Source organism: Candidatus Eisenbacteria bacterium (genome assembly GCA_035712145.1).
In the GTDB taxonomy this organism is placed as follows: Bacteria; Eisenbacteria; RBG-16-71-46; order RBG-16-71-46; family RBG-16-71-46; genus DASTBI01.
In genome coordinates, this window is sequence record DASTBI010000218.1 from 1 (window position 1) to 21450 (window position 21450).

17 protein-coding genes are annotated in these 21450 nt (G+C 67.9%); 10 read left to right on the forward strand and 7 right to left on the reverse strand.

Annotated elements, in window-relative coordinates:
* Positions 1-2242 (forward strand): protein kinase (locus tag VFQ05_15210; GenBank protein HET9328114.1); only part of this gene is annotated, 2242 nt, incomplete at its 5' end.
* Here the strand turns inward: VFQ05_15210 and VFQ05_15215 are convergent.
* A complete protein-coding gene (locus tag VFQ05_15215) occupies positions 2239-2706 on the reverse strand; it encodes a DUF1569 domain-containing protein (GenBank protein ID HET9328115.1) in 468 nt (155 codons plus the stop codon). The two genes, VFQ05_15210 and VFQ05_15215, sit on opposite strands and share 4 nt — an antisense overlap.
* A 32-nt stretch (positions 2707-2738) precedes the next feature.
* Positions 2739-3881 (reverse strand): DUF4097 family beta strand repeat-containing protein, encoded by a 1143-nt coding sequence (locus tag VFQ05_15220; protein HET9328116.1) that lies wholly within the window; start codon positions 3879-3881, stop codon positions 2739-2741.
* 396 nt (positions 3882-4277) lie between these two features.
* Between VFQ05_15220 and VFQ05_15225 the strand changes: the two genes are divergently transcribed.
* The 6 genes from VFQ05_15225 to VFQ05_15250 all read left to right on the forward strand — a co-directional run bounded on the left by VFQ05_15225 (position 4278) and on the right by VFQ05_15250 (position 9518).
* The gene (locus VFQ05_15225; protein HET9328117.1) at positions 4278-4769 is read left to right on the forward strand and encodes a sigma-70 family RNA polymerase sigma factor; all 492 of its coding nucleotides are present in this window, start codon (positions 4278-4280) and stop codon (positions 4767-4769) included.
* Between the two features lie 3 nt (positions 4770-4772).
* The gene (locus VFQ05_15230; GenBank protein ID HET9328118.1) at positions 4773-5540 is read left to right on the forward strand and encodes a zf-HC2 domain-containing protein; all 768 of its coding nucleotides are present in this window, start codon (positions 4773-4775) and stop codon (positions 5538-5540) included.
* 16 nt (positions 5541-5556) lie between these two features.
* Positions 5557-6528 (forward strand): DUF4097 family beta strand repeat-containing protein, encoded by a 972-nt coding sequence (locus VFQ05_15235; GenBank protein HET9328119.1) that lies wholly within the window; start codon positions 5557-5559, stop codon positions 6526-6528.
* 3 nt (positions 6529-6531) lie between these two features.
* Complete coding sequence (locus tag VFQ05_15240) at positions 6532-7476, forward strand: DUF4097 family beta strand repeat-containing protein (protein HET9328120.1); 945 nt, start codon at positions 6532-6534, stop codon at positions 7474-7476.
* A gap of 157 nt (positions 7477-7633) precedes the next feature.
* Entirely contained in the window at positions 7634-8521 is an 888-nt protein-coding gene (locus VFQ05_15245; GenBank protein HET9328121.1) for a methyltransferase domain-containing protein, read from the forward strand.
* Positions 8522-8675: 154 nt separating this feature from the next.
* Positions 8676-9518 (forward strand): cyanophycinase, encoded by an 843-nt coding sequence (locus VFQ05_15250; GenBank protein HET9328122.1) that lies wholly within the window; start codon positions 8676-8678, stop codon positions 9516-9518.
* A 9-nt stretch (positions 9519-9527) separates the two neighbouring features.
* Here VFQ05_15250 and VFQ05_15255 read toward each other — a convergent pair whose 3' ends face one another.
* The 5 genes from VFQ05_15255 to VFQ05_15275 form a co-directional block, all read right to left on the reverse strand.
* Entirely contained in the window at positions 9528-11513 is a 1986-nt protein-coding gene (locus VFQ05_15255; protein HET9328123.1) for an ATP-binding protein, read from the reverse strand.
* Positions 11510-13006 carry an ATPase domain-containing protein gene (locus VFQ05_15260; protein HET9328124.1) on the reverse strand — a complete coding sequence of 499 codons (1497 nt, stop codon included), beginning with the start codon at positions 13004-13006 and terminating at the stop codon, positions 11510-11512. The genes VFQ05_15255 and VFQ05_15260 overlap by 4 nt, the downstream gene beginning before the upstream one ends.
* 249 nt (positions 13007-13255) lie before the next feature.
* Positions 13256-14851, reverse strand: coding sequence for an FAD-dependent oxidoreductase (locus VFQ05_15265; protein HET9328125.1), 1596 nt, complete (start codon positions 14849-14851; stop codon positions 13256-13258).
* A gap of 31 nt (positions 14852-14882) precedes the next feature.
* Positions 14883-15770, reverse strand: coding sequence for a CHAD domain-containing protein (locus tag VFQ05_15270; protein ID HET9328126.1), 888 nt, complete (start codon positions 15768-15770; stop codon positions 14883-14885).
* Between the two features lie 36 nt (positions 15771-15806).
* Complete coding sequence (locus tag VFQ05_15275) at positions 15807-16298, reverse strand: DUF6328 family protein (protein ID HET9328127.1); 492 nt, start codon at positions 16296-16298, stop codon at positions 15807-15809.
* Between the two features lie 359 nt (positions 16299-16657).
* Between VFQ05_15275 and VFQ05_15280 the strand changes: the two genes are divergently transcribed.
* From VFQ05_15280 to VFQ05_15290, 3 genes are all read left to right on the forward strand, one after another.
* Positions 16658-17083, forward strand: a complete 426-nt coding sequence (locus tag VFQ05_15280) for a CBS domain-containing protein (GenBank protein HET9328128.1) — start codon at positions 16658-16660, stop codon at positions 17081-17083.
* Between the two features lie 241 nt (positions 17084-17324).
* The gene (cphA, locus tag VFQ05_15285) at positions 17325-20105 is read left to right on the forward strand and encodes a cyanophycin synthetase (GenBank protein ID HET9328129.1); all 2781 of its coding nucleotides are present in this window, start codon (positions 17325-17327) and stop codon (positions 20103-20105) included.
* Between the two features lie 16 nt (positions 20106-20121).
* On the forward strand, positions 20122-21450 hold a 1329-nt coding region (locus tag VFQ05_15290; protein HET9328130.1), incomplete at its 3' end, for a Mur ligase family protein.

Below are 21450 nucleotides of genomic sequence, written 5' to 3' on the forward strand. Positions count from 1 at the left end.
CATCACCGGCACGCTCGGTCAGGGCGGGATGGGCATCGTGTACTCGGCGCGGGACGAGCGGCTCGGCCGGGAGGTCGCCCTCAAGACCATGACCTCGCTGGCCGGCGACGAGACGGCGCGCAAACGGTTCTGGCGTGAAGCCCGGGCGGCGGCGAGCGTCAATCATCCGAACATCTGCCAGCTCTACGAGATTGGCGAGGAGAACGGCGAGCTGTTCATCGCCATGGAGCTGCTCGAAGGCGAATCGCTGGCCGAGCGCCTCAAGCGCGGTTCGCTGAACGTGTCCGAAGCGTTGCCGGTGGGGCTCGGGATCCTGGCGGCTCTGTCGGCTCTCCATGCGCGCGGCATCGTGCACCGCGACCTCAAGCCCTCGAACGTCTTTCTCACCCCTCACGGGGTGAAGCTGCTCGACTTCGGTCTGGCGCGACCGACGGATTCCGAAGGCGCGCGGCCTCTAGGCACCATGATCGACCTGACGAGCCCGGGGATGATGATGGGCACCCCGCGCTACATGTCGCCCGAGCAGATCACCGGCGAGCCCATGGACGCGCGCAGCGACCTCTTCGCGACCGGCGCGATCCTGTTCGAGTCGCTGTCGGGACGTCCCGCATTCAGCGGCCGCAGCGTGGTGGAGATCATGCACGCCACCCTCCACGAGCAGCCACCCGCACTGACCGGTTCTCCGGCCGTGGCCGCCGTGGATCGCGTGATCCGCCGTGCCATGGCCAAACGTCCCGCCGACCGCCCGTCGTCGGCAGACGCCATGGCCGACGAGCTGCGCGCCGTGCGCGTGGCGTATGGCGACGAGACCCCGGCCATGGCGCGCGCGCTCACCCGGCTGGTCGTGCTGCCGTTCCGCGTGCTGCGTCCGGATCCGGAGACCGACTTCCTGGCCTTCAGTCTCCCGGATGCGATCTCCAGCTCGCTCTCCGCCTTCAGCTCGCTGGTGCTGCGCTCGAGCGCGTCCGCGACACGATTCCAAAAGGAGACCCCGGACCTCAAGGCGCTGGCCGCCGAAGCGGACGTCGACCGCGTCGTCATGGGCACGCTGCTGCGCTCGGGCGATCAGGTGCAGGCGACGGCCCAGCTCGTCGAAGCGCCCGGAGGCACGCTGCTCAGCTCGCACACGGTGCTGGCATCGCTGGGCGACCTCTTCAAGCTGCAGGACGACATCGCTCGCCGCGTGGTGGAAGCGCTCTCGCTGCCGCTCACGGGCGCCCCGTCACCGACGCCCGATCGCCCGCACGACGCCAGCGCCTATGCCCTCTACCTTCGCGCCAACGAGCTGGCGCTGCGCTACGAGCACATTCCCGAGGCGCGCGAGCTCTATCTGCGCTGCGTGGAGATGGACCCCCGGTTCGCTCCAGCCTGGGCCCAGCTCGGACGGTGTCACCGCGTGATCGCGAAGTACATCGATCCCGCGATCGCCTCGCAGGCTGAAGCGGAAAAGGCGCTCGCTCGCGCGCTCGAGCTGAACCCGCGCCTGGCGGTGGCCCACAAGTACTATGCGGCGCTGGAAGCCGACATGGGGCAGTCCCCCCGCGCGCTCACCCGGCTTCTCGGCGAGGCCAGCCGCCACGGCAATGATCCCGAGCTGTTTGCCGGTCTGGTTCATGCCTGCCGCTATGCGGGTCTTTTCGAGCAGTCGATCGCCGCGCATCATGAGGCACGCAGGCTCGATCCCAACATTCCGACCAGCGTCGATCAGACCATCCAGCTGACGCCCGAGTTCGCCCGTTCGCTCGAAGAAGACCCGACTCCACCCGAAGGTGGCGCGGACGCGGTCATCCGTGTCATCAAGCTGGGCCTCGCTGGCCGCCGCGAGGAAGCGCGCCGCGACCTGCTGGCCGTCCCGCACATCGCGCGGATTCCGGTCTTCAAGCCGTGGACCGAGTTCCTCCTCGCGTGGCTCGAGCGGCGCACCGACGACATGGTCAGGATCCGCGGCACGCTCCACGCGGTCGGGATCCTGGACGACCCGGAGGCGATGTTCCAGGAAGGATGGCTCTTCTGCGACGCCGGCGATGCGAGAGCCGGGCTTGCGCTGATCGGCAGCGCGATCGGCAAGGGCTACTTCGCCGCTCCGACCTTGTCGTGGTCGAAGGCCTTCGACCCGCTGCGCTCCGACCCTACATTCCGGCAGCTGCTCGCGGACGCCGAAGCGGGGCGCGATCGCGCGCTGGCGACCTTCCGTGAAGCGGGAGGCGAGCGCCTGCTCGGCCTCGATCTGGTGAGCGTCTAGACACCGAACTGCCGCAGGTGGTGGTCGACGTGGAGATAGCCCCAGCGCAACCACTCCTTCCCGGACATCGGACCGAAGATCGGATGCGCGCGGACGGCGCCGCTCGCCACGGCTGCCGTGAAGCTCTCCAGCAGCGTTCCGACCTGCAGGACATCCGCCGCGAAATCGACCGGGCGCGTTCCGTGCTGGTGTTGATCGAGCTCGGGCCTCGTGGGGTATCCCTGCGGCCAGGGCAACGGCGAATAGACCGCCGCCCACTTGACCACGGTTCGATTGAACAGGGTGATGCCCGTGCTGACCTGCATCTGTCCCATGATGGCGCGCATCGCGTCGGCGAGGTGGCAGATCATCTGGTGGGCGTCCATGCGCCCCCATTGGCGGGGCGTGTCGGGGCGCAGCAGACCCAGCCTGCGCATCAGATCGGCCCGGTCATCGGGATGATCGAGTGTCTTCCATCTCCGCATGCCGGGACACTAGCATCGCTTGTGAGCCGGCCTCATCCGAGGTCGCGAGCCAGCAGCGTCCCCAGCATCCCGACTCGCCCCGTTCCCCTCGCCTGCCCGGGAAGGATGCGCACGTCGCCCGATCCGCTGTCGATCTTCACACGCCCGTGGCCATCACCGATCTTGCCGCGGACGCGGTCGCGGTCGATCTCGAAGGCCTCGTGCTTCACATCGAGATCGATGTCGCCGCTCGAGGCTTCGATCTCGAACTCGGCGCCGAAGTTCGCGGGGACCCTCAAGGTGAACGAGCCGGAGCCCGTATCCGCCCATATCTCCCGCGCGTCGTCGGTGAGGTCGAGATCGACCGATCCGCTGCCGGTATCGAGGTGGATGCGCTGGGCCGACACCGCCTGCAGCGTGACGTCGCCCGAGCCGGTGTCGGCGTTGAGCGCGTCCACATCCACGCGCGTGGCCCGCACGTCGCCCGATCCCGTATCGAGCATCAGCTCCCCGCCTCGCACGCCGCTGATCGTGACCTGGCCCGAACCGGTGTCCACCGAGAGATCTCCCTGGACGTTGCTGACCGTGACCTCGCCCGATCCCGTATCGAGCGAGATGTCGCCGCGAACATCGTGGACATCGAGCGGGCCGATGCCGTGACGCACGACCAGGTCTCCGTCGACGTTCTGCACGCGAGCGCGTCCGGCCACGTGGTGGACGATCACCTTCTTTCCCTGGGGCACCAGGATGCGCAGGTCGGCCCAGGCTTCGGCGCCGGATCCCGTGCCGCTCACCGTGGTCGTGCGCCGGCCGAAGAGCTCGAAGTCATCCCTGAAGATCCCGTTCTCGTCGATGCTCTGGGTGCGGTTCCAACGCCCGGGAAGCTTGGGATAGACGATGCGCCGCGCGGGATAGGCCACGGAGAGCGTGGTGATGCCGAGCCGCTCTTCGGTCTTCACCGACAGCGCGCCGGCGTCCTTGCCGCCGCGGACGATTTCCACGATGACCGCGGGACCCGTCCCTGGCTCGACGCGCAGCTCGCCCGCCACGTTGTGGATGGCCACCTGCTGGCCACTCAAGGTGTAGCGGTCACGCTGCTGCGCCGAGGGGTTGCTCGTCGCCAAGGCCACGGCGAGCACCAGAATACCGGCGGCCTGGGTGGCTTTGCCGGTGCGATGGCCGTGGGACCTCTTCATCGGATCCTCCCGCCGAACGAGAAACTCGTGCGGGGCGCGGTGGTTCTTGCGCCCTCTTGGAACGGTCAGACAGCGCCCGGCCCCCAAGGGTTGAAAGGGGAATGTCAGATGGGTCCCCCGGCGGGATGTCCTACGTCCCTCCCTGCTCCAAGGTTGCCGGGGCGGTTCGAAACTTCGGCATCCGAAGTACGGATTCCGCCGTAGAATGGGGCGCTCCAGCTTGGCCTTTGGCGCGCGGATCGCGGCCCCCGCCACCGTTCCCGAAGCGTCTGGATTCCAACCCTTTCCCCCGGCTGGCCGTCCAACGGGGCACGAAACGAGAGACGGGTCTCCGGGGAGAGAATGCTGCAGACCGACCCAATGGCCTCGCCCGCGGGTGTGGAGGCAACGGATGCGATGCTGGCAGCGGCCGGAGACGGTCGAGCCTTCGAACGGCTCTACCGGCTGCACGTCGCTCGGATCCACAGTCTGGCCCGGCGCATGGCCGGGAACGAGGACGCGAACGAGCTGACACAGGAGATCTTCGTGCGAGCCTGGACCAAGCTGAGCACCTTTCGAGGGGAAAGCGCCTTCGGCACCTGGCTCTACCGCCTGGGCGTGAATCTCATCCTCTCGCACCGCCAGTCGCGGTCGGTCCAGCGCCAGCGCATCGACGCGGGTCAGGAGATGGAGACGCTTCCCGCACGACCCGTCTCCACCGATCAGCGAGTGGATTTCGAAGGGGCGATCGCCAAGCTTCCGAAGGGAGCGCGGCAGATTCTGGTCCTGCACGACATCGAAGGCTACCGACACGAGGAGATCGCCCGGATGATGAAGATCACGTCCGGAACCTCCAAAGCCCAACTGCACCGCGCGCGCATGCTGATGCGCGCCGCGCTGAAAGCCTGAGCCATGAGCGACCGCTGGACCGAGCGCCTTTCCGAATACGTCGACGGGGATCTCAACGACCGCGATCGCGCGGCGCTCGAGGCCCATCTGCGCGGTTGCGCGACGTGCCGCGAAACCGTCGAGGAGCTGCGCGAGCTGGTGAGCCAGGCGCGAGCGCTCGAGCCGAGCGAGCCGGTCATCGATCTGTGGCCGCAGATCGCCGCTCGCATCGAAGCCGGCGCACGGCCGGCCTCGATGCGGAAGCCCGTGTCGTGGTGGGGATGGCGCCTGTCGCTGTCCCTGCCGCAGGCGAGCCTTGCCGCGCTGGGGCTGGTGGCGATCACGGCCGCCACGATGTGGTGGACGGTGGGACAGGCGCCGCGGCTTGTCACCCGCGGGCCATCGGTGTCCGGCGACCGAACCTCGACGGTCGGCGCCGGCCCGGCGGCGCCTTCCCCCGTCGCCTCCAATCAGGAGCCGGTGCAGTCTCCGGCTCCCGCGATCACGAACGCCGACGAAGCGTTCGCGGCGGCCTTCTACAATCCGCAGTACGACGCCACCATCGCGGAGCTGCAGCAGGTGCTCGAGCAGGAGCGCTCGCGGCTCGATCCCAAGACCGTGCAGGTGGTGGAGAAGAACCTGAGAATCATCGACCGGGCGGTCGCGGACGCGCGGCGCGCGGTCATGGCCGATCCTTCGAGCGTCTACCTCCGGGAGCACCTGGCCCGGGTGATGATGCAGAAAGTGACTCTCCTGCGGCAGGCGACCCAGTACGCCATCGCTCAGGGATGATGGAGAACGACGCCCCATGACTCACGCCGTCACCGCGCTCCTCTTCACCGTCCTCGCCGCCACCGGCGGCGTCGACACCACCTTCTCGGTCCGCAAAGGCACGCGGCTCGAGGTGGACAACTTCGCGGGCGACATCAAGGTGCGCGCGTGGTCGAAGGACGCGCTGCGCATCGAGGCCAGCCATTCCCGGCGAACTCGAGTCGACATCGACCGGTCGCAATCGGTCATCCGCCTGACCGCGGTCGGGCGGATGATGCCGGGGAGCGTCGACTACATGCTCACCGTGCCGACCTGGATGCCACTCGATCTGCACGGGATGTCCGCCGAGATCGACGTCGACGGCACCCGCGCGGCGGTCACCGCCAAGAGCATCAACGGCGACGTCCGCGTCAAGGGTGGCAGCGATGTCACGGCCTCCTCGCTGCAGGGCGAAGTGCGGGTCGAGGAGGCGAAGGGCCGGGTCGAGGTGAGCTCCACCAACTCGGGCGTCAAGCTGCGCCGGATCGACGGCGACGTCCAGGCGGAATCGATGAACGGCATGATCCTGCTCGACAAGGTGTCTGCCAAGTCTCTCGAGGCCACGACGGTGAACGGCTCGATCGTCTTCGTAGGGCCCCTCGTGTCGGGCGGGCAATACAACCTGTCCACCCACAACGGCACGGTGCTCGTGGGCCTGCCGGAGAAACCCAATGTCGCCGTCAGCGTATCCACCTTCAGCGGCGACTTCTCTTCGGACTTCCCTCTGGAGATCGAGGGCGGGCGCCGCTCCGGCAAGCGCTTCAACTTCATACTCGGAGACGGAAGGGCCAAGCTCGAGCTGGAATCCTTCCAGGGCGGGGTGCGCCTGGCGCGGATGAGCGCGCTGCTCGCGCGTCTGCCACGGCTCGAGGCCGCGAACGACGCCGATGACGAGGAAGACGAGATCGACTGGGAGCACGACCAGGACCACACGCCGAAACCCAAGTCCAAGAGCAAGAACAAGGAGTGAACGATGGGAACCCTGAGCGAACTCCTTCGCAACAAGGCCGCCCGGCTCGCTGGCTCGGTCGCCCTTGGCCTCGGCCTCATCACCCTCGGCCTCACGGCGATCGGTCTTCTCGGGCTGGCGCTTCCCGCCGGCGCCGGGAAGGACGATGACTGGGACGAGGACTGGTCGAGCAAGCCGCGCGTCCAGGGCACGCCCTTCCACTGGACCGGCCGGCTCGCCGCGGGCAAGACCCTCGAGGTCCACGGGATCAACGGCGGCATCGAGGCCACGCTGTCCAAGGGCAACGAGGCGCGCGTGGACGCGGAGAAGTCGGGCCGCAAGAGCGACCCGGACGAGGTCAAAGTCGAGGCCACCGAGACGCCCGACGGAATTCTGATCTGCGCCCGCTATCCCCGGCCGGATGGCACGCTCAACGATTGCCAGTCGGATCGCGGGCATCAGGTCCGGGACAACGACGTTCGGGTGAAGTTCAAGCTCCAGGTCCCGGCCGGCGTTCATCTGGTCACGCAAACCGTCAACGGAAGCATCGCGATCCACGACGTCAAGGGCGACGTGGAGGCGACCACGGTCAACGGCGGCATCACGGTGACGACGTCCGGCACCGCCTCGGCGACGACCGTCAATGGCTCCGTCAGGGCGCGTATCGGCTCACCGCTCGACGACGACGTGGAGTTCACCACGGTGAACGGCCGCGTGCTGGTCGAGCTGCCGAGCTCGATCAACGCGGACGTCAGCGGCAGCACCGTGCACGGCTCGATCCACAGCGACTTCCCGCTGAGCGTGAAGGGCAGGCACTTCAACCGGCGGATCGACGGGCGGATCGGGAAGGGCGGTCACGACATGAAGCTTTCGACCGTCAACGGGTCCATCGAGCTCCGCACGCTGGGCTCCAAGGGCAAGCGCACGGTCATCGAATCCGACGATGACGACGAGGGCGAGGAGTCTTAGCCGCGAGCGGGACCCGCGCGCCGGCCCGGCGTCCCCCGAAGGACGCCGGGCTTCCGTTTTTCCAGCCGGTCGGTTTCACCGCGGCGCGCCTTCCATCCTATGATTCCCGCTCGCTTGCGGCCGTGGAGAGTCGCCATCTTCCCCTTCCGAGGATCGGTTGACGCGCAACGGAGTCACCGAAAACGCCGGCCTGCCTTGTCCGGTCTGTCAGGGAACCCGTTTCCGCAAGCTGTTCACCAAGAAGGGCCGCGATTTCTGGAAGTGCACGGAGTGCGGCCTCGAGCGGCAATATCCCCTGCCGGCGATCGCCGACCTCCAGGCCTTCTATGAGCTTTCCTACGCCGCCGGCCTCTACCGTGAGTTCGCCTCCGCCGTCGAGCTCAAGCGGCTCACGGCCGAGCATCGCTTCCGGATGATCCGGGACGAATGTCCGGGACATCGTTGGCTGGATGTCGGCGCGTCGAACGGCGTGTTCGTCGAGTTCCTGCGCGCTCGGGGCATCGACGCCCACGGCATCGACCTCTCTCACGTCGCGGTGGCCCAGGCTCGCGCGCGAGGGGTGCCGGTCGAGTCCACGAGGCTCGAGGACTATCGCGCGGAGGCGCCGTTCGACGTCGTCAGCGCGTTCGACCTGATCGAGCACGCGATCGACCCGGTGGCGAGCCTGAGAGCGATTCACCTTCTTCTCGCGCCGGGCGGCAAGCTGGTGATCACCCTGCCGAACCGCGACAGCGCGATCCGCCGATTGATGGGGTGGCGGTGGTTCTTCTACATCCCCGAGGAGCACCTGCACTACTTCGGTCCTTCGACCATCCGCAGGCTCCTTTCGCGCGCGGGATTCGCCACGGAGCGCGTCGCGTCGATCTCCAAGCCGCTCAGCTACCGCTACTCGCTCGCGCAGCTCGCCGAATACAACCCCACCCTGCACCGCCCGCTGCGCTCGCTCTCCCGCGTCCTTCCTTCGCGCGTGCTCGACTGTGTGGTGCCGCTTCCGATCGGCGAGATGCTGGTGATCGCGCGCCGGGAATCCACGTCCATCGCTTGAAGCGCCGGCAGCGCCTTGTTACGCTCGCCGTGCATCGCGCCCGGTCGTTGGACCGGGCCTCCCGCATCGGAGGCGGGATCGAGCCCACACCCTGGAGCTTCGTGTTACGAATCTGCATCTTCATGACCGATAACAGCGTCAGGGAGGACGCTTCGTGAGCCCATCTCGCGTGCCTGAAGGCCAGCAGCGCGGATTCATCGTTCCGATCGGCGGAGCCGAGGACAAGCTGGGGGACGAGGCGATCCTCAAGCGCTTCGTCCGCCTGTGCGGCAAGCGCGAAGCGCGCATCGCGGTCATCCCGACGGCGTCCGAGCTGCGATCCACCGGCCGCCGCTACGAGGAGCTGTTCCGCGATCTCAAGGCCGCGAAGGTCTGGGTGCTCCCCTTCGAGTCTCGCAAGCAGTGCGAAGACCGCGAGGAGCTGGCGGTGCTCGAGAAGGCCAACGGGATCTTTCTCACCGGCGGCAACCAGGTGCGCCTCGGGACCACGCTGGGGGGCACGCCGGTGGCCAAGGCGCTGCGGCTCATGAACGCGAGCGGCGCGCACGTCGCCGGGACCTCGGCCGGCGCCGCCTTTCTCTCCGAGCACATGATCGCCTTCGGGGACGAAGGCTCCACGCCGCGCGCCGGCATGGTCTCGCTCGCCCCCGGGCTCGGCCTCACCAACCGCGTCGTGGTCGATCAGCACTTTCGCCAGCGTGATCGGCTGGGACGCCTGCTGGCGGCCCTGGCCTACAACCCGTTCGCTCACGGAGTCGGCCTCGACGAGGACACCGCGGCGTTCATCGGTCCCGATGACACGCTGGAGGTGGTGGGAAGCGGCGCGGTCACCATCGTGGACCCGGCCGAGATGGAGTACTCCTCGATGGACCAGGCGAAGCTGGGTGAGCCCGTCACCATGATCGGCGTGAAGATCCACGTGCTCGTCAGCGGCGCGCGGTACAACCTCCACGAGCGACGGGCCACGGCGATCCGCGCCGAAGCCGACGAGGACTAGCGGCTCAGCTCAGGCAGGCGAGCGGAATCTGGAACGGGCGCCGCCGGGCGCGAAGCGCGCCCGATGTTCAGCGGAACCGGTTCCCAGTGACGTGAGCAGGCTCTCGAGCGCGCTGACGTCGGCGGGCTTGATGAGGTGATAGTCGAAGCCCGCGAGCTCCGAATTCCTGCGGTCTCTGTCCTGCCCCCATCCCGTGAGCGCGATCAGCGTCACGTCGCGGCCCTCGGGCAGCAGTCTCATCCGGCGGGCGACCTCGTGCCCGTCCATGCCCGGCATGCCGATGTCCAGCAGCACGACGTCGGGTCTGTAATCACTGACCGCCGAGAGCGCCTCGGGACCGCTGTAGACGACGTGCACGTCCGCGCCGAGCAGCTTGAGCAGCATGCCGAGACTCGATGCAGAGTCCTGGTTGTCATCGACGACCAGAATCCGCCGCGGCGGCAGCATGTTGGTGGGGGCGACCGGCTCGTTCACGCCCATCCTTACCGATTCGCGCTCGACCAGCGGCAGATGCACCACGAATTCGCTTCCAAGTCCTGCCCCCTCGCTGAACGCTTCCACCGTTCCACCGTGCATCTCGACCAGCATCTTCACCAGCGTCAGTCCGATCCCCAGGCCGCCCTGGGCGCGTCCCGCGGAGCGGTCGCCCTGCGTGAAGAGATCGAACACCCGCGGCAGCATCTCGGCGGGGATGCCGGTGCCGTTGTCACGGACCGAGATCGCGACGCCTGGGCCATCGCGCCGGACCACGAGGCGGATCACTCCCCCTTCGTTCGTGTACTTGGCCGCGTTGTTGAGGAGATTGGCGAAGACCTGCGTGAGCCGGACCGGATCGCCTTCGACGGTGATCGGCTCGGGCGGCAGATCGAGCTGGAGCGCGTGCCCCGCGGCTTCGATCAGACCGCGGCTCGTGTCGACCGCTCCGCGCACCACACCCGCCAGCTCGACCAGCTCGGTGCGCAGCTCGATCTTGCCACGGGTGATGCGCGACACCTCGAGCAGGTCGTCCACGAGCCGGACCATGTGATTGACCTGGCGCTCCATCAGCTCGGTGACCCGCTCGGCGGTGGGATCGGCGTGTCTGGTCAGGCGCAGGATGTGGAGCGAGTTGCGGATCGGGGCCAGCGGGTTACGCAGCTCGTGAGCGAGGATCGCGAGGAACTCGTCCTTGCGGCGATCGGCATCCCGGAGTGCATCTTCGGCCCGTTTGCGGTCGGACACGTCGCGCATGAAACATCGGGCGTGGACGAAGCGGCCGCCCTCCCAGAGGGCGCTCGCATCGACGAGGACTTCCTTGATCGATCCGTCCTTGCAGCGCAGGCGAGCTTCGAAGTCGTGGAGGTGCTCTCCCCCGGCGAGCCGGCCCATCAGCTCGTCGCTGAGCGCCTGATCGACGTGAAACTCGCGGATGGAATGCCCGACGAACTCCTCGCGCTCGTAGCCGAGCATCCCGAGCTCGGTGCGGTTGACGCGCACGATGATGCCGTCGGCGTCGACCAGGTGGAGTCCCACGGCGGCGTTGTCGAAGAAGTCACGCAGCTCGCGCTCGCTGCTCTGGATTCGCTGCAGGTGCTCTCGCGTCTCGTACTGCCGCTGTCGTGAGCGCAGCGCGGTGCGAATCGCGCTCACCATCGAGGAGACGCGAATGGGCCGTTCCAGCACCGTGACGTTCCCCAGCAGGTCCATGGCTTGGGCGACGGTCGAGGAATCCGCGCCGGGTCTGGCCATGACCAGGACCGGTAGATCGGACCATGGGGATTGCGTCACCAGCCACCGGGTGAGCCGCTCGCGCTCGTGCTGGGCCACGGCCTCCTCGGGCAGGAGGATGGCGCCCGCGCCGCGCTCCACCTCCGCCACCAGCGCGTCCAGATGGGCGCAGCACGTCACGTCGATCAGGGCACGGTCGAGAATGGTCTCGGCCAGCGCCGCGTCCTTGGCCGTCGGGGCCAGAACGAGGACGCGGCGCTCGAGGTGATCGTCGTGGAGATCCCTCACGCGCCGTTCCCTTTGGGCCCGGGATCGTATACCGGGACCCCGGTGAGCACGCCTCGAAAGCCGCGCAGCGGCGGACCTACGTGGATTCCGCCCGGGTGCATACGGAGCTCGCGAATGGACCGTTCGTGCTGCCCCCCTCGCTTCTTCATCACCGAGATCGCCTGCCGCACCTCGCCGTCGGCTTCGAAGTAGCGGAGCAGGACCACGGCATCGGCCAGATAGCTGGCATCGACCGGCGTGACCATCGGGCCCCCGACCAGTCCCACGTGCGCACCGATCAGAATGGTGGCGACGTTCGCCTGGCCGAGGTAGGTGGTGAGCTCGTGGAGCTGGATGGTGAGAAACCGCTCCTCGGGCATCGCGTTGAGGTAGCCGTTCAGACTGTCGATCACGACGACCGAAGCGCCGTCCTGCTCGACCGCCCGGCGGATGCAGTGGGTGAACTCTCCGGGGGAGAGCTCGGCGGGATCGATCTGCTGCACGCTGACCAGCCGGTCCGACATCGCCTTCTGCAGGTCCATGCCGAGCCCCTCGCTGCGCTTCAGCAGAGTGTTGATGCTCTCATCGAAGATGAAGAACGCCGTCTTCTCTCCTTGCTGTGCTGCCGTCAGCGCGAACCGCGTGGCGAGCGAGGACTTCCCGCTTCCTGCCGGCCCCACGATGAGCGTGCTGCTGCTGCGCTCGATTCCGCCGCCGAGCAGCTTGTCCAGCTCCCCGAGGCCGCTCGCCAGCCGTTCGAGCACGGGTTGCTTCTGATGCTCGCTGGCGACCAGCCGCGGGAACACTTCGAGGCCACCGTGCCGGATGACGTAGTCGTGGTAGCCGCCTCGGAAGCCCACGCCGCGATACTTGACGACCGACAACCGGCGCCGCTCGGCTCCGTAGAGCGGATTCAGCTGCTCGAGCCGCACCACACCGTGAGCGATGCTCTGCACCTGGAGATCGTGATCGGTGCTCGTCAGGTCGTCGAGCAGGAGGACGGTGCAGTCTCGGCCGCTGAAGAATTGCTTGAGCGCGAGGATCTGCCGCCGGTAGCGCAAAGGATTCCCGGCGAGCAGCCGCATCTCGGAGAGCGAGTCGAACACGACACGACTCGGCTGCTTCTCCTCGACCTCCACCAGGATCGAGCGGGTGGTCTCGCCCAGCTCGACCTCGGAGGGGTGGAACATCGTGTACTGGTCTTCGGGGTGCAGGCTGTCCTCCGACGGAACCAGCTCATGAACCGAGACACCGTCGAGCGGCCAACCGTGCGAAGTCGCCACCGATCGGAGCTCCTCTTCGGTCTCGGACAGGGTCACGTAGAGGACCTTTTCTCCTTGTCGCGCTCCCTCGAGAAGGAATTGAAGAGCGAGCGTGGTCTTGCCCGATCCGGGCACGCCCTCGACCAGATAGAGGCGATGCGGGGAGAATCCACCCCGCATGATGTCGTCGAGCCCTTGGATGCCGGTGGACTTGACGGACGTCCTGGAAGCGCTTGGATCGGTGACGGTCATGGAGTCGGCCTCATCACTTCATAGCGAGCCATTCCTGCCTCTCCTGGCATTTTCTGCAAACAGATTTACAAGGCCTTGCAAGGCCTTCTCAACGCCCTCGCGGCGCGGGGAAGCGGCCCTCCGCAGGGATCCTGTTTAAGTCATTGCGGCCAGGGGGAACTCAAAGTCAGCGCCGCAACACGACGAAGTTGCGAGTCATCCGGCAGCAAGGGAGAGGCCGAGCTTCGCGCAGAAGCTCGGCCTTGCCGATCAGGCCCCGCGGGCGCCCGGCTCACGGGCAACGTTCCGCCCAACCGGGACCTTGGCCAGCTCCTCTTCGTCGACCCGTTGGAGGTCGCCATTGGCCGGTCCGTTGAGCACCTTGCCCTTGGCGTCGAAACGCGATCCATGTGCGGGGCAGTCCCAGGTCTGCTCCTCGGAGTTCCAGGTCAGGATGGCGCCGAGATGGACGCACACGGCCGAGCGGCAGTGCACCGTGCCGTCGGTGTCGCGATAGACGGCGATCTTCTTGAGGCCGCTGCGAACCACCGCCCCGGCGCCGCGCGGAACGTCGTCGATGTCGTCCACGTCGCCCGGAGTCACCCAGCTCGCGTACTGAGCGGCCATGTTGAGGTTCTCCTTGGTGTAGGAGAGCGCCGCGCGCAGCGACTTGCGGCTTGGCTCGTAGACCTTGGCCCACGAATTCTCGCGACCGAGGATGAGATCGCGCAGCAGGATTCCGGCGATCACGCCGTGCGTCATGCCGTTCCCGGAGTCCCCCGTGGCCACCCAGATCTTCTCGTCACCGGGGTTCTTCCCGATGTAGGCCACGGTGTCGACCGGTTCCATGACCTGCCCGGACCAGCGATGCTGGACGTCCCCCATGTCGGGAAAGCGCTCCCGTGCCCACCCTTCGAGCCGCGCATAGCGGTCCTCGGCGTCGTCTTCCTGCCCGGTCTTGTGATCCTCACCGCCCACGATGAGGATCTCGCTCCCGTCATCCTGGGAAACGACGCGCGCATAGTGATAGGGATGCTCCGTGTCCCAGAAGAGTCCAGGTTTCACCGATCCCGGCTGCACGGCGGCGCCGATGACGAAGGTTCGGTAGGCGTACTGCTTGGTGTGCAGCGTGAGCATGTCGTTGATCGGCGTGTTGGTGGCGACCACCACATGCCCGGTGGTGACGGTGACACCGTCTTCGGTCTCGACCTTCACGGGTTCGCCGTCCTTCCCTTCCTCGATCTTGCTGACGTGCGTGTCGGTGAAGATCGCTCCCCCCCGCCGCTCGATCGCCATCGCCAAGCCGTTCAGATAGCGCAGCGGATGGAACTGCGCCTGGCGCGGGAAGCGCAGGCAGCGTCCCGTGTCGAACGACGGGAAAGGCGCTCGCTCGACCCACGACACCTCGCTGAGGCCGATCCGGTGACAGACCTCGATCTCGCGCTCGAGCACGTCCTGAGGATCACCCGGCGGCACGAACAAGTAACCGTCGAGACGCTGGAGCTGGCATTCGATCCCTTCCTCCTGGACGATGCGTTCCACCTCTTCGATCGCCGCGCTGTGGCTTTCCGCGACCAGCCGCGCGCCACCTTCGCCATGGAGGCGCTCGACCAGCGCGTAGCGATCGTCGAACGCGTTCGAGACGTGAGCCGTGGTTCGCGACGTCTCGCCGCTGCCGATCCGGCCGTCTTCGAGGACGACCACCGTGCGGCCCTCCCGCGCCAGCTGGTGGGCGACCGAAAGGCCCGCGATCCCCGCGCCGACGACGCAGACGTCCGCGTGGCGGTCACGGTCGAGCTTGCGCCGCGATGCCAGCCGCTCGTCTTCCATCCACACCGAAACCGAGTGCCCTGATCCCGTGTCCATGGTCTCCTCCTCGCTCACCAGGGGTGCGCGTTCATCCTTTGGTTTGAGTGGACCGCCAGGCACGCCAGCGACGGTGGAGACGTCGTTCGAGAGTCCGGGGCCGTTCCCTGAAGACGATGGCGCCGAGCGTCATCGCCCGCTTCTGGAGCACGCTCCGCCGGCGTTCGATACGCTCGAGCGTCGCGTGACGGGTGGCGGCGTCGGCCGAGCGCGACGCCGACTGACGGAGCACGACGAGGTCGTGGTCCTCTCCCAGCTGATCCGAGAGACGATGCGCTCGGCGTGCCATCTGGCGCAGCTCCTGCGGCCATATCGGCTCGAGCATCTGCACGATGTGCCACCAGTACTTGGTCTGCTTCCTCCACTCGTGGAGACGCGAAGGCGACGGGTCGAGCCGCGCGGCCAGGAACGCCTTGCGGCCCGCTCGGTAGGTCCGACGCACCCCGGGGCCCAAGGCGGACCATCCGTGCCGGCGGGTGCGGACACGGCCGACGCGCTTGTGCGCCGACCTCAGGTCGGCGAGCACCGCGGCGATGCGCCTCGGGCTCTGGACCTTTCGCCTGGCTTCCTGGCGTTGGGTGACGAGCGCATTGCGAAAGCGCCGGGCATCCACCGCGCCGTCCAGCTCGAGGGCGTCCAGTGTCTCCACCAGCACCTTTGCGTCGCGTGCCTCGCTCAGCGGGCGCGCCGCGTCGCGCAGCGCCCGGTTCTCACGCCGGTAGGCACGGGTCCCGAGTGCTTCGCGCATGAGACGGAGCCCGGCACGCGCCCGCTTGAGCCGCTTGCGCGCCTCGTGCACCGGTTCGTCGGACAGCGGCTGACGGCCGTCGAGCGAGGCCCGCGCCTTTTCGACCTCGCGCTCCACCACCCGCTCCACGCCCTTGATGCCCGGAGTCTTCGGTCGCAGCCGCGCAGCCATGGCTATCCACCCACCTCGGCGCACGGGCACGCGCGCCTATTCATGAGCGAGCGCCTCACGCAGGACGCGCACTCGAGGCATGAGGAACCACAGCACGACGAACACCGCGAGCAACCCCGTAGCGAGCATGGGCACCAGGGCTCCTCCGCCGAGGATCAGCCGCGCCACCAGGTAGAAATCGAGGCAGATCCCGAGCGCGAGCGGGCCCATGCTCCACAGCAGCAGGCGCGTCGAGGTGGCGATGAAGGCTCTCGTCATCGAGCCCGCGCACATCTGCCGGTGGGCTGCGGCGGGGGTCATGATGATGGCCACCGCCAACGCCACCAGCGCGATGGCGATCAAGTGAAGCCTTTGCTCCCCGGGCGACAGCCGTTCCGCGAAGCTCGAGTTGAAGACCGCGATGAGCTGGAATCCGAACAAGGCTTGGATCCCGGGGAGCACCATGCGGCACTCCTCGAGCAGGAACTCGGCGGAGTCCTTGAGCGAGAGACTCTCCTCCTCGGGGCCGCGCTCGAGCCGGGCCTTCACCGGGCCTCCTCGCCAACGGCTCATCGGCTCGAGCTGCGCTTTCTGCGCGCGCGCTCGATCGTCTTTTTCTCCGGCATGTGGACCTCCCTGCCTGTGAGCCTTTGTGCAGAGTCGGGAATCCGCTTGTAACCCGTACGCTGCCCGACCCGCGCCAACACCTCGCAGCTGGCCTCGAGACCAGCCGCCAACTCGCGCCGGGATGGCGACTTGGCGGGAAGGGCGTGGGATGGCCCTGCGCGGCCAGGCTTCGCGATTTCTTGGCGCGCACCGTGCACACCTCAGACGAGCAAACCGCGAGCCGCCACGCGGGCCGCCCCGGCCCGTTCACGCAAGGCAAATCAGGGCGAGAGGGAAAGAACATGAAGGTCAAAGACATCATGACCAGCAACCCGGCGGTTTGTACGCCGGACACGATGCTTCCTGAGGTGGCGCGCATGATGGTGGACAGAGATTGCGGACAGATCCCGGTGATCGAGAGCGGCGCGAGTCCGCGTCCGGTGGGTGTCGTGACGGATCGAGACATCATCGTGCGCGCCGTGGCGCGCGGCATGAACCCGCTCGGCATGACCGCTCGCGACGTGATGACGAGCCCCGCGGTGACGGTCACGCCCGACACCAAGCTCGAAGACTTCGCCGGAGCGCTGGCCCAGAAGCGCGTGCGTCGCATGCCGGTGGTGGACGACGCCGGTTCATGCACCGGAATGGCCTCGCAGGCCGACATCGCCCAGCACGCGCCCGAGAAGCTCACGGCCAAGGTGGTGCGCACGGTTTCCGAGCCGATCTGATACGGCGTTCCGCTCGCCTTTGCTTGGGCTAAGGCAAACGAGGCGAGCGGAGATGCCGCTTCGCGACGAGCGCGAAGTCGCGTGTGTGCGATCGAAAGCGCGACGAGCGATACGGCATTCCGCTCGCCTGCCTGGGCTCCTCCAGACCGGGGCTGACGGACTCCCCGGTCCCTGCTAATCTCTCCGCCCCTCGAACGTGACGATTTTCGGCGCGCGCGCGCGTCGCAGCGTGGGGCCTTCGATGAAGCTGCTCGATTCCTCCGTCTATCTCGGACCCAGCATCCATGCCCACTTCCCCGTCATCCGGCTGACGGTGGATCTCGGCGAGCTGGAGCAGTGGCCGAGCATGAGGCTCGGATCGAGCTTCGTGGAAGGACTGCTGACAGCGCTCCCCGGCCTCAAGGAGCACGGCTGCTCCTACGGCGAGCCGGGTGGCTTCGTCCGGCGGCTCACCGAAGACGAGGGCACATGGCTCGGGCACGTGCTCGAGCACGTCGCCATCGAGCTGCAGAACATCGCCGGCGCCCAGGTCACGTTCGGCAAGACCCGCGACGCCGGCAAGACCGGCGTCTACGACATCGTCTACCAGTACGAGCAAGCCGAGGTGGGACTCGAAGCCGCGCAGCTCGCGATGCGCCTGGTGAGCTCGCTCCTCCCCGACTCGCTGCGTGCCGAAGACTCGCCGCCCGCCTCGTTCGACTTCGCGTCCGCTCGCGACGAGTTCATTCGATTCACGCAGCGGCGCGCGCTCGGTCCCAGCACCGCCGCTCTGGTTCGGGCCGCGGAGGAGCGCGACATCCCCACCATCCGGCTCAATACCCAGAGCCTGGTGCAGTTCGGCCACGCGCGCTATCAGCGGCGCATCCAGGCCACCATCACCAGCGAGACGCGGCACATCGCGGTCGAGATCGCTTCGGACAAAGAGGAGACCAACCGTATTCTCAGCACGCTCGGATTGCCCGTCCCTCAGCAGCGCCTGGTCTGGAGCGAGGAAGAGGCGGCGACGGCGGCGCAAAAGATCGGCTTCCCGGTGGTCGTCAAGCCCTACAACGGCAACCACGGCCGCGGCGTCTCGCTGGACCTGGGCGATGGCGCGCGCGTCCGCACCGCCTACCGCCAGGCTCGCGAGATCAGCCGCGCGGTGATCGTCGAGTCGTTCGTGACCGGACGCGACTACCGCATGCTCGTGGTCAACGGCCATCTGATCGCCGTCGCCGAGCGCGTGCCGGGGCGCGTGATCGGGGACGGCACGCACACGGTGGGCGAGCTGGTGGAGGTCATCAATCAGGATCCGCGCCGCGGCATCGGGCACGAGAAGGTGCTCACCCGCCTCGAGCTCGACGCCCAGGCCGAGCGCTGCCTCGCGGACCGTGGCTACACCTCCGCGACGATTCCTCCGGCGGGCGAGATCGTGCCGCTCCGCCTCACCGGCAACCTGTCGACCGGCGGAACGGCGATCGACGTCACCGACTCGGTGCATCCCGACAACGTCGAGATGGCGGTCCGAGCGATCCGCGCCATCGGTCTCGACGTCGGCGGGGTCGACTTCATCGCTCCCGACATCACCCAGTCCTACAAGGACGCGGGCGGCGCGATCTGCGAGGTGAACGCCGCCCCCGGGTTCCGCATGCACGTGGCTCCCAGCGAGGGCACGCCGCGCGACGTGGCGGGTCCGGTGATGGACATGCTGTTCCCGCCCGGCACGCCGGCGCGGATCCCGATCGCCACCATCACGGGCACCAACGGCAAGACCACCACCGCGCGCATGGTGGCGCACGTGCTCAAGCTCGCCGGCCGGACGGTGGGGCTCACCACGACCGACGGTGTCTATATCAACGGCCAGCTCACCGTGAAGGGAGACATGACCGGACCGGTCGCGGCCCGCATGGTGCTTCGCGATCCGAGCGTGGACATGGCGGTGCTCGAGACCGCCCGCGGCGGCATCCTGCGCCGCGGCCTGGGCTACCGGAAGTGCATGGTCGGCGCGGTGCTCAACATCCAGAGCGATCATCTCGGCCTCAAGGGCATCGACACGCTGGATCAGCTCGCCGAGGTGAAGCGCGTCGTCATCGAAGTGGCGCAGGACACGGCGGTGCTGAACGCCGACGATCCTCGTTGTCTGCGCATGGCCGACCACACGCGGGCGAAGAACGTCTGCTATGTGACTCAGCAGATCCACTACCCGCTGGTGAAGGAGCACATCCGCGCCGGAGGCCGAGCCTGCGTGCTGGAGGAAGGCGTCAACGGGCACATGATCACGCTGTTCGACCGTGGTCTTCACCTGCCGGTGATGTGGACGCACGCCATCCCTTCGACGCTCGAGGGTCGCGCCCGTCACAACGTCCAGAATGCGATGTCTGCGGCGGCCATCGCCTACGCGATGGGCGCCAAGATCGAGGACATCCGCCAGGGGCTGCGCACGTTCGACACCACGTTCGAGCTGGCGCCGGGGCGCACCAATGTCTACGACCGCCATCCCTTCAAGGTCATCATGGACTACGGACACAACGCCGCGGCGATCCAGGCCATGTGCGACCTGTCCGACCGCATGGAGGTCCGTGGGCGGCGGATCTGCGTCCTCGCGGCCCCGGGAGACCGTCGCGACGAGGACATCGCCGGGATCGGGCGCGCCGCGGCCGGGCACTTCGACCTCTACATCTGCCGGCGCGACGACGGGCTGCGCGGCCGCAAAGCCGACGAGGTGCCGCGCCTGCTGCGCGCCGCCCTCATGGAAGAAGGCGTGTCCACTCAGCAGATCGAGATGATCCCGGACGAGCAGGAAGCGGTCGCCACGGCGCTTCGCCGGGCGCGGCTCGGCGATCTGGTGCTGATCTTCGCCGACGCGCTGACCAGGACCTGGGAGCAGGTGGTGCACTTCCATCCCGAGGAGCCGCAGGATGGTCACCCCCAGACACCCGCGGCCGTGGACACGTCGGGCGCCGATCTCGACCTCGAGGAGGGACGACTGATCCGGGACGAGCGGGGCGTGCGGTTCGCGCGCGAGACCGAGGTCACCGACTGATGCCCGACGGGGCGCCATGAGGCTCCTCGACTCGCGGCGCCTCACCGGCCCCAGTCTGCTGCTCGACGGCCCCGGGGCCATCCTCGACATCGCGCTCGAAGGCGCCGACGCCGCGCCCGCGGCCGAAGCCTGGCGCTCGGCTCTCGATCGGATCCTGGCGGCCATTGGCTGGAAGCAAACGGTCGTCGCGGACCGCGCCCATCGAGACGGCCTCAACCTCGCGTTCGCGGCTCCCCCCGACACGCTGTACGCCGCCACCGAAGTGAACGAAGCGGCGTGGCGCGAGGCGGCGCGCACGCTGAGCGGCGAGCAAGCCTCCGAGAGCTTCGAATCCACGGTGAGCCGGCTGAGGCTTGCGATCGAGCGGGAGAGGAAGCCATGGCTGCTCGGGCTCCTGCGAGACGCCGAGGCGCATGGCATCACGATGCTCGCCGATGATCGCCGCGTGTCGGTCGGTCTCGGCGAAGGCTCGCGCGCGTGGCCCGCGGAAGAGACGCCGCGGGTCATCGAACGAATCCCGTGGAACGATCTCTTCGACGTTCCGACCGCTCTGGTCACCGGCACCAACGGGAAGACGACGTCCGTGCGGCTCCTGGGCGCGATGGCCGAGGCCGCGGGACTCACCGCGGGCGTCACCTCGACGGACCGGGTCACGGTCGGGGACGATGTGGTGGCCACCGGGGACTATTCGGGTCCCAACGGCGCCCGCACGGTGCTGAGGGACCGCCGGGTCCAGATCGCGATGCTCGAGGTCGCGCGCGGCGGGATCCTCCGTCGTGGACTCGGCGTGCCGCGGGCACGGGCCGCACTGGTCACCAACGTGGCCAACGACCACCTGGGTGAGTTCGGCATCTTCGACCTCGAAGCGCTGGCCGACACCAAGATGGTGGTCGCCAAAGCCATCGGCAGGAACGGCCACGTCGTGCTCAATGCCGACGATCCACTCCTTCTCGAGCGCGGCCGTGGTCTGCGTGTCCCGGTCATCTGGTTCACGCTGGATCCCGCGCATCCGGCGCTGGCCGCACACCTGGAAGCAGGCGGCCTGGCCTGCGTTCTCGACGACGACATGCTCGAGGTGGCGCGCGGACACGAATGGCGCGAGATCGTGCCGGTCGCCGACGTGCCTCTGGCATTCGGCGGCGCGGCGCGGCACAACATCGCGAACGCGCTCGGGGCGATCGCGGTGGCGATCGCGCTCGGCCTTCCCGAGTCCGCGATCCGCCGTGGGCTCATGGCCTTCGACAGCACCCCGGCCGCCAATCCTGGCCGGGGCAACGTGTGGCGCTTCCAAGGTCTCAGCGTGATCGTCGATTTCGCGCACAATCCTCACGGTCTCGCGGCGCTC